This window comes from Stenotrophomonas sp. (assembly GCF_031995405.1).
Taxonomy (GTDB): Bacteria; Pseudomonadota; Gammaproteobacteria; order Xanthomonadales; family Xanthomonadaceae; genus Stenotrophomonas.
The window spans coordinates 16,541-32,255 of the sequence record NZ_DAMAGC010000002.1 but is presented as its reverse complement, the minus strand read 5'-3'; the positions used below and the strand labels follow the sequence as shown (position 1 = coordinate 32,255).

At 66.9% G+C, this 15,715-nt stretch carries 14 protein-coding genes; 11 read left to right on the top strand and 3 right to left on the bottom strand.

The window, feature by feature from the left end:
• Window positions 1-18 precede the first annotated feature (18 nt).
• The 3 genes from rdgB to rph are packed head-to-tail and all read right to left on the bottom strand — an operon-like array spanning window position 19 to window position 1,723.
• Entirely contained in the window at window positions 19-612 is a 594-nt protein-coding gene (gene rdgB, locus RTO53_RS00635; RefSeq protein WP_312235968.1) for an RdgB/HAM1 family non-canonical purine NTP pyrophosphatase, read from the bottom strand.
• Window positions 609-998, bottom strand: a complete 390-nt coding sequence (locus RTO53_RS00630) for a VOC family protein (RefSeq protein ID WP_312235967.1) — start codon at window positions 996-998, stop codon at window positions 609-611. The genes rdgB and RTO53_RS00630 overlap by 4 nt, the downstream gene beginning before the upstream one ends.
• Window positions 995-1,723, bottom strand: coding sequence for a ribonuclease PH (gene rph, locus RTO53_RS00625; RefSeq protein ID WP_256776035.1), 729 nt, complete (start codon window positions 1,721-1,723; stop codon window positions 995-997). The genes RTO53_RS00630 and rph overlap by 4 nt, the downstream gene beginning before the upstream one ends.
• A gap of 121 nt (window positions 1,724-1,844) precedes the next feature.
• On the opposite strand from rph, the gene RTO53_RS00620 reads away from it, so the two are divergent.
• The 11 genes from RTO53_RS00620 (at window position 1,845) to RTO53_RS00570 (ending at window position 15,695) form a co-directional block, all read left to right on the top strand.
• Window positions 1,845-2,705, top strand: a complete 861-nt coding sequence (locus RTO53_RS00620) for a YicC/YloC family endoribonuclease (RefSeq protein ID WP_312235966.1) — start codon at window positions 1,845-1,847, stop codon at window positions 2,703-2,705.
• Window positions 2,702-3,367, top strand: coding sequence for a guanylate kinase (gene gmk / locus RTO53_RS00615; RefSeq protein ID WP_312235965.1), 666 nt, complete (start codon window positions 2,702-2,704; stop codon window positions 3,365-3,367). Before RTO53_RS00620 ends, gmk begins: the two co-directional genes overlap by 4 nt.
• Before the next feature lie 112 nt (window positions 3,368-3,479).
• Window positions 3,480-3,779 (top strand): DNA-directed RNA polymerase subunit omega, encoded by a 300-nt coding sequence (rpoZ, locus tag RTO53_RS00610; RefSeq protein WP_005410877.1) that lies wholly within the window; start codon window positions 3,480-3,482, stop codon window positions 3,777-3,779.
• A 135-nt stretch (window positions 3,780-3,914) separates the two neighbouring features.
• Window positions 3,915-6,074, top strand: a complete 2,160-nt coding sequence (locus RTO53_RS00605) for a bifunctional (p)ppGpp synthetase/guanosine-3',5'-bis(diphosphate) 3'-pyrophosphohydrolase (RefSeq protein ID WP_312235964.1) — start codon at window positions 3,915-3,917, stop codon at window positions 6,072-6,074.
• Between the two features lie 249 nt (window positions 6,075-6,323).
• On the top strand, window positions 6,324-6,716 hold the full coding sequence (locus tag RTO53_RS00600; RefSeq protein WP_312235963.1) for a RidA family protein: 393 nt from the start codon (window positions 6,324-6,326) through the stop codon (window positions 6,714-6,716).
• Window position 6,717: 1 nt separating this feature from the next.
• Complete coding sequence (recG, locus tag RTO53_RS00595) at window positions 6,718-8,829, top strand: ATP-dependent DNA helicase RecG (RefSeq protein WP_312235962.1); 2,112 nt, start codon at window positions 6,718-6,720, stop codon at window positions 8,827-8,829.
• Window positions 8,830-8,993: 164 nt separating this feature from the next.
• Window positions 8,994-9,929 carry a nucleoside hydrolase gene (locus RTO53_RS00590; RefSeq protein WP_312235961.1) on the top strand — a complete coding sequence of 312 codons (936 nt, stop codon included), beginning with the start codon at window positions 8,994-8,996 and terminating at the stop codon, window positions 9,927-9,929.
• A 112-nt stretch (window positions 9,930-10,041) separates the two neighbouring features.
• A complete protein-coding gene (locus RTO53_RS00585) occupies window positions 10,042-10,302 on the top strand; it encodes a type B 50S ribosomal protein L31 (protein WP_256776042.1) in 261 nt (86 codons plus the stop codon).
• A gap of 346 nt (window positions 10,303-10,648) precedes the next feature.
• Complete coding sequence (locus tag RTO53_RS00580; protein ID WP_312235960.1) at window positions 10,649-11,926, top strand: citrate synthase; 1,278 nt, start codon at window positions 10,649-10,651, stop codon at window positions 11,924-11,926.
• 476 nt (window positions 11,927-12,402) lie between these two features.
• On the top strand, window positions 12,403-12,930 hold the full coding sequence (locus RTO53_RS00575) for a CS1 type fimbrial major subunit (RefSeq protein ID WP_312235959.1): 528 nt from the start codon (window positions 12,403-12,405) through the stop codon (window positions 12,928-12,930).
• Between the two features lie 56 nt (window positions 12,931-12,986).
• The gene (locus tag RTO53_RS00570; protein WP_312235958.1) at window positions 12,987-15,695 is read left to right on the top strand and encodes a TcfC E-set like domain-containing protein; all 2,709 of its coding nucleotides are present in this window, start codon (window positions 12,987-12,989) and stop codon (window positions 15,693-15,695) included.
• The last annotated feature ends 20 nt before the right edge of the window (window positions 15,696-15,715 follow it).

Genomic DNA, 15,715 nt, shown 5'->3' with positions numbered 1-15,715 from the left:
ACATCATCGGTGTAGGCATCACAGCAGGGCGGGCAGCTTCTGCCTGAGCAGCTGCAGGGCGATGGCGCGATGACTGATGGCGTTCTTGCGTGCCGGTTCCATTTCCGCCGCAGTCAGGCCGAGCGTGGGGTCCAGGAACACCGGGTTGTAACCGAAGCCGTGGCTGCCGCGCAGCTCGTCCAGGATCACCCCTTCCCAGCTGCCTTCGCAGATCAGCGGCTGCGGGTCGTTGGCATGGCGCAGCAGCACGATCACCGCATAGAAGCGGGCGCTGCGGCGCTCGGCCGGGACCTGCCGCATCGCGTCCAGCAGCTTGGCGTTGTTGGCCGCATCGTTGGTCGGGCTGCCGGCATAGCGCGCGCTGTACAGGCCCGGCGCGCCATCGAGCGCATCCACGATCAGGCCCGAGTCGTCGGCCAGCGCCGGCAGGCCGGTGCTCTGGCAGGCGTGGCGCGCCTTGATCAGCGCGTTCTCGACGAAGGTCAGGCCGGTTTCCGGCACATCGCTGACGCCCAGCTCGCCCTGCGCCACGATCTGCAGCGGCAGGTCGCCGAGCATGGCCTGCAGTTCCTTGAGTTTGCCGGCGTTGCCGCTGGCCAGGACAAGTTTCATTCTTTCGGCTCCAGCAGATCCCAGGTGTTGCCGTACAGGTCGCGGAACACCGCGACGGTGGCGTAAGCCTCTTCGCGCGGGGTTTCGAGGAATTCGACGCCCTGCGCGGTCATGGCCGCGTGGTCGCGCCAGAAATCGTCGGTGTTCAGGAAGAAGCCGACCCGGCCGCCGGTCTGGTTGCCGATCCGGGTGCGCTGTTCATCGGTGCTGGCGCGCGCCAGCAGCAGGGCGGCGCCACTGCCGTCGGTCGGCCCGACCACCACCCAGCGCTTGTTGCCCTGGTCGATGTCATCGATCAGGGCGAAGCCGAGCTTGCCGGTGTACCAGGCGATGGCCTCGTCATAGTCGGCCACCACCAGGGTGGTCAGGGCGATGCGACGGTTCATGCAGACGCCAGGGCGGCCTGCTGTGCCGCGAACAGATCCTTGATGCCCTTCTCGGCCAGCAGCAGCAACGCGTCCAGTTCATCGCGACGGAAGGCATGGCCTTCGGCGGTGCCCTGCAGTTCGATGAAGCCCCCGCCGTCGTTCATGACCACGTTCATGTCGGTGTCGCAGTCGCTGTCTTCGGCGTAGTCCAGGTCCAGCACCGGGGTGCCGCGATACACGCCCACCGACACCGCCGCGACCGCGCCGAAGATCGGGTTGCGCTTGATGTCGCCGCGCTTGAGCAGGAAGTTGACCGCATCGACCAGGGCCACGTAGGCACCGGTGATGGCCGCGGTGCGGGTGCCGCCGTCGGCCTGCAGCACGTCGCAGTCCAGGGTGATGGTGCGCTCCCCCAGGGCGCCACGATCGATGCAGGCGCGCAGGGTGCGGCCGATCAGGCGCTGGATCTCCAGGGTGCGGCCGCCCTGCTTGCCACGCGCCGCTTCGCGGTCGTTGCGGGTGTGGGTGGAGCGCGGCAGCATGCCGTACTCGGCGGTGACCCAGCCTTCCCCCTTGCCGCGCAGGAAGCCGGGCACGCGGTTTTCCACGCTGGCGGTGCACAGCACGCGGGTTTCACCGAAGCTGACCAGCACCGAGCCCTCGGCGTGGCGGGTGAAGGCGCGTTCGATGCGCACTTCGCGCAGCTGGTCGGCCTGGCGGCCGCTGGGACGGGAATCGGACATGCTTGGCTTCCGGTAAGTCAGGGGATGCAGGACCGCGCCCGGACCGGAGGACCGGCAGGCGAGCAGGTCGCAAGGAGACCGCTAGGGTACCATTTGCACTTTGAGAGCACCGGAAACCCGCATGATTCGAAGCATGACCGCCTATGCCAACGGCGAGCGCGCCACCCGTTGGGGCACGCTGGCCTGCGAGCTGCGTTCGGTCAACCACCGGTTCCTGGAGGTGGGCGTGCGCCTGCCCGACGAACTGCGTGCGTTGGAGCCGCAACTGCGCGAGCGCGTCGCTTCCCGCTGCAGCCGCGGCAAGATCGACCTGGTCATGCGCCTGCGCGCCCCGGAGGTGACCGGTGCGCTGGTGGTCAACGATGCGCTGCTGGCCCAGCTCGGCACGCTGGCCACCCGCCTGTCGCCCGGCTTCCCCAGCCTGCAGGTGAGCTTCACCGAACTGCTGCAGCTGCCCGGGGTGATGCAGGGCGAGGCGGTCGACGCCGCTGCGCTGCATGCTGAAGCGCTGGCCCTGCTCGATGCCACCCTGGACGGCTTCGTCGCCGCGCGCGAGCGTGAAGGCGACAAGCTGGCCGCCGCCATCCAGGAACGCGTGGATGGGGTCGAGCGGATCGCTGCCGAGGTCACCACGCTGATCCCGCTGATCCGCGAGGGCCAGCGCACCAAGCTGGCTGCGCGCCTGGCCGACCTGCCGCACCCGGTCGATCCCGGCCGTGCCGAGCAGGAGTTGGTGATGTGGCTGCAGAAGCTGGACGTGGACGAGGAACTGGACCGCCTGGGCAGCCATATCGTGGAGATCCGCCGGGTGTTCACCCAGCGCGAGCCGGTCGGCCGCCGCCTGGACTTCCTGCTGCAGGAGTTCAACCGCGAAGCCAATACGCTGGGCTCCAAGTCGGTGGACAGCCGTACCTCCAACGCCGCCGTCGAACTGAAGGTGCTGATCGACCAGATCCGCGAACAGGTGCAGAACATCGAATGAGCAGCCAGCCCACGCCGACCGCCGAGCCCGCACGCGGCACGCTGTACATCGTGGCCGCCCCTTCCGGGGCCGGCAAGAGCAGCATCGTCAATGCCACCCTGGCGCGCGACCCGCAGATCGCGCTGTCGATCTCGTTCACTTCGCGGGCCACGCGCCCGGGGGAGATCAACGGCGAGCACTACCACTTCGTCAGCGCGCCGGAGTTCGAGCGGATGATCGCCGCCGGCGACTTCTTCGAGCATGCCTGGGTGCATGGCGACTGGAAGGGCACCGCGCGCCAGTCGGTGGAGCCGCAGCTGGCCGCCGGCCAGGACGTGCTGCTGGAGATCGACTGGCAGGGTGCCCAGCAGGTCCGCCAGTTGGTGCCGGGCACGGTGACGGTGTTCATCCTGCCGCCGTCCAGGCAGGCCCTTCAGGACCGCATGCGCAAGCGGGGGCAGGACAGCGAGGCGGTGATCGCCCAGCGCCTGGCCGCCGCGCGTGAAGAAATGCTGCATTTCAACGACTTCGACTACGTGATCGTCAACGAAGTCTTCGAGACCGCCGTGGACGAACTCTGTGCCATCTTCACCGCCAGCCGACTGCGCCGGGAGGCCCAGAAGGTCCGCCACGCGGGCCTCATCCAGGCCCTGCTGACCCAGGAAACGGCCACAACTGACTGATTCTCAAAGGGCTGCTAACCGGTTGGCTTGATTTTGTCCAGTCCTGGCCGGTACAATCCGTCCCCTTTCCCTCATTCGATTGAGCAGCCCTCACCGGCTGCCGGGAGCCCGCATGGCCCGCATCACCGTAGAAGATTGTCTGGAAGTCGTGAACAACCGTTTCGAACTGGTCATGATGGCGTCCAAGCGCGCCCGTCAGCTGGCCAATGGCGTCCAGGCCACCCTGGACAACAGCGAAACCGAAGACAAGCCGACCGTGCTGGCGCTGCGCGAAATTGCCGCCCGCAAGATCGACAACGCCCTGATCGACGAAGTCGAGAAGGCCGAGCGCGAGCGTGCCGAGCGTGAAGCACTGGAATGGGCCGCTGCCGAAGTCGTCGCCGACGAAGACATGTCCAAGAACGACGACTGATCGCACCCGATCGTTCGTTGTTGCGCGAACAGCCCGCCCCTGGCGGGCTGTTCTGCGTTTGGGCGTGGCAAATCGCGGCGCCGATCCCTGTTCAGATGTTTGCCGTTATCCCGCCGCTGGCATAGTCTTCCAGCCATGAACCCAGGCCCCACTGCCAAGGTCGCCTCGCCCCCCGGCGCGGCCGTACCCGACTATGTCCTCCAGCTCGAACGCGCAGCGCATTACCTGCCGCCCGAGCAACTGCCGTTGCTGCGCCGCGCCTGGGAAGTCGGTGCCTCCGCGCATGCCGGGCAGACCCGCAAGTCCGGCGAGCCCTACATCACCCATCCGGTCGCCGTGGCGCAGGTGCTGGCCGAGCTGGGCCTGGACGTGGAAGCACTGATCGCCGCGATCCTGCACGACACCATCGAAGACACCCCGCTGACCCGCGAAGAGCTGGCCGCCGAGTTCGGCGAAGCGGTGGCCGAGCTGGTGGATGGGGTGACCAAGCTGGACAAGCTGAAGTTCCGCGACCGCCAGGAAGCGGCCGCCGAGAGCTTCCGCAAGATGCTGCTGGCGATGTCGCGCGATCTGCGCGTGATCATGATCAAGCTGGCCGACCGCCTGCACAACATGCGCACGCTGGGCGCGCAGAGCCGCGAAGCGCGTGGCCGCATCGCCCGCGAAACGCTGGAGATCTACGCGCCCATCGCGCAGCGGCTGGGCATGAGCCTGGTCAAGAGCGAGCTGCAGAACCTGGGCTTCAAGGCGCTGTACCCGTGGCGCCACGCGATCCTGGAAAAACACATCCGCAGCCAGCCGGTGGTGCGCCGCGAGGCGATGGCGCAGGTGGAAGTGCAGCTGAGCCAGCGCCTGGCCAAGGAGGGGCTGGAGCACCGCCTGGTCAGCCGCATCAAGACCCCGTGGAGCATCTACAACAAGATGCACGACGAGAACAAATCCTTCGACCAGGTCATGGACGTGTTCGGCTTCCGCCTGGTCGTGCGCAACGTGCCCAGCGCCTATCACGCGCTCGGCGCGGTGCATGCCACCTTCAAGCCGCTGGATGGGCGCTTCCGCGATTTCATCGCGATCCCCAAGGCCAACGGCTACCAGTCGCTGCACACGGTGCTGTTCGGGCCGTACGGTTCGCCGATCGAGGTGCAGATCCGCACCGAGGAAATGGACCTGATCGCCGAACGTGGCGTGGCCGCGCACTGGACCTACAAGTTCGGCGGCGATTCGCCCAACAGCGCGCAGAGCCGCGCGCATGCGTGGATCGTGGAGCTGATCGATTCGCAGCGTGCGGCCGGTTCGTCGCTGGAATTCCTGGACAACGTCAAGGTCGATCTGTTCCCCGACGAGGTCTATCTGTTCACGCCGAAGGGCAAGATCCTGGCCCTGCCGCGCAATTCCACGGCGCTGGACTTCGCCTACGCGGTGCATACCGACGTGGGCAACATGGCGGTGGCCTCGCGGGTGGACAAGAAGCTGGTGCCGTTGCGTACCAAGCTGGTGAGCGGGCAGACGGTGGAAGTGATCACGGCGCGCTCGGCCACGCCGAAGCCGCAGTGGCTGGAGTTCGTGGTCAGCTCCAAGGCGCGCACGGCGATCCGTCACCAGCTCAAGCAGCTGGAGCATGAGGATGCGGTGCAGCTGGGCCATCGGATGCTGGATCGCGCGCTGGAGGCGATGGACAGTTCGCTGGAGCGGTTGCCGAAGGGGCGGCTGGACGCGTTCCTGGCCGAGCACCGGTATCCGCGCCTGGAGGCGTTGCTGGCGGAAGTGGCACTGGGCAACTGGATGCCGAACCAGGCGGCGCAGGCGTTGATGGCCTACGCGGAGCTGCGCGGTGGCGCGCACTCGAAGCATTCGCAGGAGAAGATCCTGATCAACGGCAGCGAGCGCGGGGTGGTGAGCTTCGCCAACTGCTGCCAGCCGATTCCGGGCGACGACATCATGGGCTACCACACGGCCGGCAAGGGCATCGTGGTGCATCGTCTGGACTGTCCGAACCTGGCGGAGCTGCGCAAGTCGCCGGAGCGCTGGGTGCCGATCGGGTGGGATACGACGGTGTCGGGCGACTACGATACGGCGCTGGTGGTGGAAGTGGAGAACGGGACGGGCGTGTTGGCGCAGCTGGCAGCGGCAATCGCGCAGAGCCACTCCAACATCGAGCGGGTGGATTACCTGGATCGCGATTTCAACGCGGCGGTGCTGGCGTTCAACATCCAGGTGCGCGACCGCAACCATCTGGCCGAGGTGATGCGCAGGCTGCGGCGGTTGTCGGGGGTGCAGTCGGTCCGAAGGCAATAAACCGCGCCCCGTCAGACGTCGGCCGGTAGAGCCGACCGTTGGTCGGCTGCACGCACACCATGTGGCGATGATCGACACATGGTTGGCCGGCCGGCCAACCGTCTTCGTCATTCTCCAGTCAGCCGACCAACGGTCGGCTCTACCGTGGATCGTGGTGTTGATCGTGGCGGTGATCGCGGCGTTGATCCCGGCTCCGATCGCGGCTTCGGCGCTACAATCACGCTCCCCCTTTTGAATCGTGGAGCTTCCATGTCCCGTCAGATCATCACCAGCGCCAAGGCACCGGCCGCGATCGGTCCGTACTCGCAGGCCGTGCGTGCCGGCAATACCGTATATTTCTCCGGCCAGATTCCGCTGGACCCGGCCACTGGTGACATCGTCGGTGCCGGCGATATCGAGGCGCAGGCGCGCCGCGCGTTCGACAACCTCAAAGCCGTGGCCGAAGAAGCCGGCGGTTCGCTGGACCAGATCGTGCGTCTGGGCCTGTACCTGACCGATCTGGCCGAGTTCGCCAAGGTCAATGCGGTCATGCAGGACTACTTCAAGGCGCCGTTCCCGGCCCGCTCCACGATCGAAGTGTCCGGCCTGCCCAAGGGTGCCAACTTCGAAGTCGATGCGGTGATGGTGCTCGACCAGGCCTGACGTGGCGCGGTCACGGGCTCCTGCACCGGCGCTGGCCGCGGCCGGGGAAGCATCGTTGTCGATGCTTTCCGGGATCGGTCCGGCGGTGGCCGCCAAGCTGGTGGCCCGTGGCCTGTCCTCGCTCCAGGATCTCTGGCTGCACCTGCCGTTACGGTATGAAGACCGCACCCGCCTGACCACCATCGCCCGGTTGCAGCCGGGTGTGGCGGCACAGGTGGAGGGGCGGGTGAGTGCGGTCGAGCGCGGTTTTCGTGGTCGGCCGGTGCTCAAGGTCGCCATCGAAGATGATTCCTACGGCACCCTGGTGTTGCGGTTTTTCCACTTCCGCGCCCAGCAGGTGTCGCAGTTTGCCGTCGGCACGCGGATCCGCTGCTATGGCACCGCCAAGCCGGGGCATCTCGGGCTGGAAATTGTCCACCCCAGCTACCGGGTGATGGGCAGCAACGACGATGACGAACTCGGCGACAGCCTCGACCCGGTCTATCCGGCGGTCGAGGGCGTCGGGCCGGCCACGATGCGCCGGTTCATCGGGCTGGCGCTGGATCGGTTGCCGGAAGAATCCACGCTGGAACTGCTGCCGCCCGGCTGGTTGTCCGGGATGGGGCTGCCGTCGCTGCGCAGTGCGCTGCTGACCGTGCACCGGCCGCCGCCGGATGCCGATCTGGCCGCGTTGGCCGCCGGCCGGCACCCGGCACAACGGCGGCTGGCGATTGAAGAATTGTTGGCCCATCACCTCAGCCTGCGCCGCCAGCGCATGGCGTTGCAGGCGCACCACGCGCCGTCGCTGCGTGGGCCCGGCGCACTGGTCAAACAGCTGCGCGACAGCCTGCCGTTCCAGCTTACCGGCGCGCAGCAGCGCGTGTTCGAGCAGATCCGCAAGGACCTGGCCAAGGCACATCCGATGCTGCGTCTCGTGCAGGGCGACGTCGGCTCGGGCAAGACGGTGGTGGCCGCGCTGGCGGCGATGTTGGCGGTGGAGCGGGGCAAGCAGGTTGCCCTGGCTGCGCCGACCGAACTGCTCGCCGAGCAGCACCTGAACAACCTGCGCGCCTGGCTGGAGCCGCTGGGTGTGCGTACCGCCTGGCTGGCCGGCAAGGTCACTGGCAAGGCGCGCACCCGGGTGCTGGCCGAGGTCGCCTCGGGCGAGGCGCAGGTGGTGGTCGGCACGCATGCGTTGATGCAGGACAGCGTGGTGTTCAAGGACCTGGCGCTGGCCATCGTCGATGAGCAGCACCGCTTCGGCGTGCATCAGCGGCTGGCGTTGCGCGACAAGGGCGCGGACGGGCGCAGCGTGCCGCACCAGTTGGTGATGACGGCCACGCCGATTCCGCGCACGTTGGCGATGTCCGAGTACGCCGACCTGGATGTCTCGGCCATCGATGAACTGCCGCCGGGCCGCACCCCGGTGCAGACCGTCGCGCTCAACAATGACCGTCGCCCGGAACTGATCGAACGTATCGCCGTGGCGTGCCGCGAAGGGCAGCAGGTGTACTGGGTGTGCACGCTGATCGAGGAGAGCGAAGAGCTGGACGCCACCCCGGCCCAGGCCACGTTCGAATCGCTGCAGGCGCTGCTGCCGGGCGTGCGCGTGGGCCTGGTGCACGGGCGGCTGAAGGCGAGCGAAAAACTGGCCACCATGGTGGCCTTCAAGGCCGGACAGATCGACCTGCTGGTGGCCACCACCGTGATCGAAGTCGGTGTGGACGTGCCCAATGCGTCGCTGATGATCATCGAGAACGCCGAGCGCCTCGGCCTGGCCCAGTTGCACCAGTTGCGCGGGCGGGTAGGGCGCGGCTCGGCGGTCTCGCGCTGCGTACTGCTGTACCAGGCGCCGTTGTCGAACATGGCGCGCGAGCGGCTCGAAACCATGCGCCAGACCAACGACGGCTTCCTCATCGCCGAGAAGGACCTGGAGCTGCGTGGCCCCGGCGAACTGCTGGGCACCCGGCAGACCGGCCTGGCCGGCTTCCGCATGGCCGACCTGGCCCGTGATGCGGACCTGTTGCCGGGCGTGCATGACCTGGCCGAGCGGCTGCTGGCCGATGCCCCGGACGTGGCCGACAAGGTGGTGCGGCGTTGGATCGGCACGGCCGTGCGCTACGCGTCGGCATAGCGTTCCCCGCCTGGCGCCAACGCCACTGACGACGTGAATGTTCCGGCTGGTTCCCTCCGGTCGCGACTGGATCAATTGAAGCGGCAGCAGCCACGGACAGCCTCCGCCTTGTATTTGTCATGACAGGGTGCGAAAGTCCCTTGCCGATTATCAAGACGGCAACGATGAGCAAGAAGATTCCGCTGTTGATCGACACCGACCCGGGTGTCGATGATGCCCTGGCCCTGTTGATGGCCTTCGCCGATGAACGCCACGACATCGTCGGCCTGACCATCGCCGCCGGCAACGTCGGCCTGGACCACACGGTTCGCAACGCCCTGAAACTGTGCGAAGTGGCTGGCCGCGAAGACGTGCCGGTCTACGCCGGTACTCCCGATCCGCTCCTGCACCCGTCGGTCGATGCCGCCCACGTGCATGGTGCCGACGGCTTCGGCGATGTGAACCTGCCGGCCGCCAAGCGCCAGGCCGAGGCCGAACACGCCGCCCTGGCGATCCTGCGCCTGTCGCACGAGTACGCCGGCGAGCTGTTCCTGGTCGCCCTCGGCCCGCTCACCAACCTGGCCCTGGCCCTGAAGCTGGACCCGACCCTGCCGCAGCGCGTGAAGCGCTTCCTGGTGATGGGCGGGGCCGTGACCTGCCACGGCAACATCACCCCAGCGGCCGAGTTCAACATCGCCTTCGACCCGGAAGCGGCGCACATCGTGTTCACCGGTTTCCCGCACATCGAAGTGGCCGACTGGGAAGCCACCGTCGCCCATGGCCTGCTGCATGCCGACGTGGAGCAGTGGCTGGCCGCCGACAGCGACAAGGCCCGCTTCTACGAATTGATCTCCCGCCAGACCCGCCTGTGGTCCGAAGACAGCCGCGGCGAGCGCTGGTTTGCCGCCGATGCCCTGGCCATGGCCTGGGCGCTGCAGCCCGAGGGCGCGCTGCGGGTCGAGTCGCGCCCGCTGAACGTCGAACTGGCCGGCGTGCACAGCCGAGGTGCTACCATTGTCGACTGGAACCGCCAGACCGGGCAGCCGGACAACACCCAGCTGCTGATGGCCTACGACCAAGGGCGCTTTGAGGCCCAGGTCCGGGCGGCACTCGGCGTCTGACGACGCCGCTGCGGCGGACCTTTCGCACGGTTGATGACCCCGGCTTGCCCTTCGCGGCATCCGGGGCTATAATGCCGCTCTTGATCACCAGCCCTTATTACGGTGCGCGCCCATGAAGGCCGATACTCATCCTGTTTACCGCGACGTGGTTTTCCACGACGTTACCTCTGATTTCAAGATCCTGACCCGTTCGACCATGTCCACCAAGGACACGGTCAAGTGGGAAGACGGCAACGAGTACCCGCTCGTCAAGGTGGAAATCTCCTCGGCTTCGCATCCGTTCTACACGGGCAAGCACAAGGTGATCGACACCAGCGGCCGTATCGACAAGTTCCAGAAGCGTTTCGGCAAGCCGGCGCCGACCGCAGCCTGAGTTGTCGCTGCAGTTGCATGAAAACAACGGTCGCCCTGGCGGCCGTTGTTTTTTTGTGTGCGCGAAACACTGGCAACCCGGGTCTGTCTGAACGCCAGCTGGCGGGCATGCGGTATCCGGCGGAACGCTGCATCCGGACGTTGTTGTCCGCCTCCGGCGCAGCCCTTGCGGCTACTGGCGCAGCGGTTCCATACGCATGGCTGTACGCGCGTCTACGACTTCCGTCCTAGGGCGTCGAAAATGTTGCTGTGCGATAATAGCGGGATCCACGATAACGATCGTGGACTTCCTTCACGTGCCTGCCCCATGCGCTTGGGTGGGCGCCTTCCCTCGAGGAGCGCACACAGTGTCCGATCTTGATCAGGTCACGCTCAACGCCGGCGAAACGTCGGTTGTTTTGCCCGTCATCAAACCTACGCTCGGCAACGATTGCGTCGATATCTCGAAGCTGACCAAGGAAACCGGTCTCTTCACTTACGACTCCGGCTTCACCGCCACCGCCAGCTGCAAGTCCGCCATCACCTATATCGACGGTGACAAGGGCGTGCTGCTGTATCGCGGCTATCCGATCGAGCAGCTCTCGGAAAAGTCCAGCTACGTCGAAGTGGCCTACCTGCTGATCAATGGCGAGCGTCCGAGCGCCGAGCAGTTGAAGGCCTTCACCGACGAGCTCGCGGCTGAGGCCAACGTCGATGATTCCATCAACACGCTGATCGGCAGCTTCGCCAAGGATGCCCACCCGATGGCCATCCTGACCGCCGCCATCGCGCAGCTGTCGGGTATCTACCACGCCTCGCTGGACCTGTCCGACGCCGAACAGCGTCGCCACGCCGCGGTGCGCCTGATCGCCAAGGTGCCGACCCTGTCGGCCTTGATCTACCGCCACGGCAAGGGCTTGCCGGCCAACAAGCCGGACACCTCGCTGGATTACGTCAGCCGCTTCCTGAAGCAGACCTTCGAGTCGGCCGATGGCCAGTACGAGCTGAACCAGGACGTGGTCAAGGCGCTGGACCTGCTGTTCATCCTCCACGCCGACCACGAGCAGAACGCCTCGACCTCGACCGTGCGCCTGGTTGGCTCGACCGGTGCCAACCCGTATGCGTCGGTCGCCGCGGGCGTTACCGCGCTGTGGGGTCCGGCCCACGGCGGTGCCAACGAAGCCGTGCTGAAGATGCTGGAAGAGATCGGTTCGGCCGACAACGTCGAGTCCGCCGTGCTCAAGGCCAAGGACAAGACCTCCGGCTTCCGCCTGATGGGCTTCGGCCACCGCGTGTACAAGAACTTCGACCCGCGCGCCAAGGTCATCGGTGAGATGACCGGCAAGGTGCTCAAGCAGCTGGGCGTGCAGGATCCGTTGCTGGACGTGGCCGTCAAGCTGGAACAGGCCGCGCTGCAGGACGACTACTTCGTCGCCCGCAAGCTGTACCCGAACGTCGATTTCTACAGCGGCATCATCTACAAGGCGCTGCAGATCCCGACTGAAATGTTCACCGTCATGTTCGCCCTTGGCCGTACGTCCGGCTGGGTCGCGCATTGGCTGGAACAGCAGGTCGATCCGGAAATGAAGATCGGCCGTCCGCGCCAGGTCTACACCGGCAGTGACGTGCGCGACTACCCGGGCTGATTGCCCCGGCCACGCGCCTGAAAGAACGCCCCGCATCGCGGGGCGTTTTTTTTTTGTCTCCGAGCGTGCCTGTGGGCGCGGGTGCCGGTCTCCGCCATCGCCGAAAACCCCGACGAGGGGTCGGGTTTTTGCGCAGCGCGCATAAAGAGCATCGATAGCCGTTCGGCATCGATACAACGAAAGGGCAGGGTGCGTCGTGCAGTGACGCCATCGGCGCGAATGGCCGGATCGCGAAAACGCGCGAAGTGTACGGATCGCATGGCCCGCTGTCGCGACAAATCCGCATCGGAATCGTTGCGTCCAGGTTGAACCCGAAACACGGTCCCAGATCCACCTAACTGATTGATTTTTAAGAATCGTTGCGTAGGTCTTCTCACGCTCCGTTGACTAGCATGACTGCGCTGTCACCGCCCTCACCGGCCACTTCGACAGCGCTTCCTCCATGGAAGCAGCACCCCACCCTCCCAGGAGAGATCATGTTCACCATCCATAAGAAGGCCATCCTGGCCCTCGTTCTTGCCAGTGCTTCGCTGTCCGCCCACGCCGTCGAAACCGACATCACCGTGTGGGCCACCGTCGATCCCACCCTCTCGCTGCTGCGCGCCGATGGCACGCCGCTGAGCGACTCGGTCGAGATGTTCTACCGTGCAGGCAACCCCGGCACCGGCGCCGGCGCAGGCCTGACGCCGTGGACCGACCTGGTCCGCATCTTCTCCAATGACATCACCAAGGACGTGCAGGTTCGCCTGGGCGCAGACGCTGCCCTGGCCCCCGACGTGGCCGCAGTCGGCGCGACGCCGGTGCCGCTGGCGGTCAGCCTCAACGGTACCGAGCTGACCACCACCGCCCAGGATTTCACCGCCGCCGTGCTGTTCCCCGGCTCGGACCTGGAAGGCGCCTCGGTCACCATGCCGCTGGCCATCGCCCAGAAGACGCCGGGCGCCATCGCCTTCGGCGGCCAGTACAAGGGCATCGTCACCGTGATCATGGCGCAGAAGCCCTGATCAGTGCTTCCCACGGTGCAGCCGCCAGGACGGCGGCTGCACTGCGGAGACCACGCATGCCTACGAAACCCTTCTCCCATTCCCGCCTGGCGATCGCGCTGTCGCTGGTCATCGCCTGCGCCCCGCTGGCCGCGCGTCCGGTGCCGGCCGGCTTCGAAGATCTCGTTGCCGGGCAGACCGAGCAGCTGGACGTGCGCCTGATGGGCCGCTCGGCCGGACTGTGGCCGGTGCACGTCACCCCGGATGGTGTCCGCCTGCTCGAACCTGCGCAGGTGCTGGCTGCGCTCGACCTGACCGACGAGGCGCGCGACGCGCTGCTGCCGGCACTGTCGGCCACGCTGCCGCGCAACGGTCACCTGGCCTGCCAGCATGCGGCCGCCGATGCCGGCTGCGGCTATCTGCCGCCCCCTGAAGACCCCACCCAGGCCGCGGTCATCCACGATGAAAGCGAGGGCGTGCTCAACCTGTTCCTGGCACGTCACTGGTTGCCCGACGCGCGCGCCGAACAGGATCCCTACCACCGGCCCACCGAGGCCTCGCACAACGCACTGCTGCACCAGCAGAGCCTCAATGTGAGCGGTGGCAAGGGCTACCAGAGCCTGTCCGCACAGGGCATCGGCCGACTTGGCCTGTTGCGCAGTGCGCACTTGGGCCTGGACTGGAACTACAACCGGCAGCAATCGCGTGGTTACGGCGGCCGCGATGACTTCGCCTTCAACGATTTCTATCTGCGCCAGGACATCGCGCGCACGCATTACGTGCAAGTGGGGCGCATGGACCGGCGCAACCTGTCCAGCGCGCAGGGCGGCAACTTCGCCTTTGGCATGTTGCCGCTGGACCGCTTCGAAGGCCTGCGCTTCGGTACCACCCAGGCGTACCTGGACCGCGCCGTGGCCGGCCAGGGGAGCCCGATGACGGTGCTGCTCGGGCGCACTGCGCGCGTGGACGCCTACGACGGAGAACGCCTGCTGCAGACGTTCTACCTGGACGGCGGCATCCACGACCTGGATACCAGCCGCTTCCCCGCCGGCAGCTACATCGTGACCCTGCGTATCTACGAAGACGGCACGCTGGTGCGCAGCGAAGACGCGCCGTTCAACAAGTCCGGGGCCAACTGGGACGATCGCAGCACGCAGTGGTTCGTGCAGGGCGGCCGCGTGCTTTCCCGCGATGCGCGCGAACGCAACGGCGCGGTGCAGGCAGGCGTACGCGTGCCGCTGTACCGCAACCTGCTGCTTACCGCCGGCTCGGCCATTGTCGACAACACCGCCTACGGGGAAGTGCGCCTGGAAGGGCGTGCATATCTGGGGCGTCATGAATTCAACGGCAACGCCGCCGTGCTACGCGGCGACGACGGCAGCCATGGGCTGCAGCAGCAGGCCAGCTATCGCGGATACGTGTCGGCCAACGTGTACCACCAGCGGATGCGCGGTGGTGCCTGCCAAGGCAGCTACCTGGCCGCCGAGTCGCTGGGTTGCAGCGACGCGCTGAGTGGTTCGCTGTCCATGCCGCTCGTCGCCGGCACCCTTTACCTCGGTTACACCCGGCGCACGTCCTACACGGTGGAGCGCGGGCGCGATACGTTCCCGTGGCTGGATGAGCCGTATCCGGGCGCGCCGCTGCCGCCGCCTGGCGAGCGCCAGGCCCAGCTCACGCGCACCCTGCAGGCCAGCTTTACCCGCGGCTATCTGTGGGGTGACTTCAACCTCTCCACCCGCATCGGCGTGTTCCGCCAGAACGCGGCGGGCGGCCAGGGCCCACAGCGCGACAACGGCGTATATCTCAACCTCGCCGCGTCACGCATCGTCAGGGCGCCAGCAAGCACCCGTCAGGACCGCCTCGGCGTGGACCTGCAGCGCGGCCGCGATGACGCGTCGGACGTGAGCTACCGCGTCGCACAGAGCCGCCGCTGGGAGACCGCGGCCGGCTACCGCGAAGTCAACGGCGAGCTCAACGGACGCAACAACCAGACCCAGGGTGTCTTGGTCGGTGGGCGCCAGCAGGACCGCTTCGGCACCACCGGGGCCACCGTGTCGCGCTACCACTCGCCGGGGCGCTCCGAGATGTCCTACAGCGCCTCGCACAGTTCTTCATTCGCCTGGACCCGCTCGGGCCTCTACTGGGGCAGCGACTACGGCAGCGGTGCGGGGGTGGCGATCCAGGTGGAAAGCCCCGAGGACCTTGAACTGACCGGCCAGGCTGCCGAGGTGCGCGTGGCCGGTTCGCGTCGGCACGTACTCCGCTTCGGCGAACGCCGGTTGCTGCCGCTGACCAGCTACACCCTGACACACGCCGAGGTGCAGGACGTCAGCTCGCACGAGATCGCCGCCGCCGTGCGCGTGGACGGCCACGGCAGCGGCCATTCCCTGTTCCTGCCCCCCGGAAAGCTGATGATGATGCCCATCGCGCTCGACCTGACCTACACCTTCATCGGCAGCGCCCACGACGACCAGGGCCACGCGCTGGAGGGCGCCCGCATCCTCAATGCGCCGGTGCCGTCGATTGGCCGGGGCGGCGGTTTCGTTGCCGACTTCCCACAGCGCGAGAAGACCCTGTATCTGCTGCAGGCCAACCGGTTGCTGGAATGCCCGCTGCAGGTGCGCGAGCAGCGCAGCGTGGTGTTCCTGGTTGGCGCGGTGCGCTGCCGGCCGCTGGCGGTGGAGCGCCTGCCGGCGAAGATCCAGCAGCAGGCGCGCGTACAGCGGTTGTTGCATGAGCAGGCGCTGATGGAACGGGTGCCTTCGGTGGCGGGGGGGCGGTTGTGAGAAAGACTACTTACCTGCTC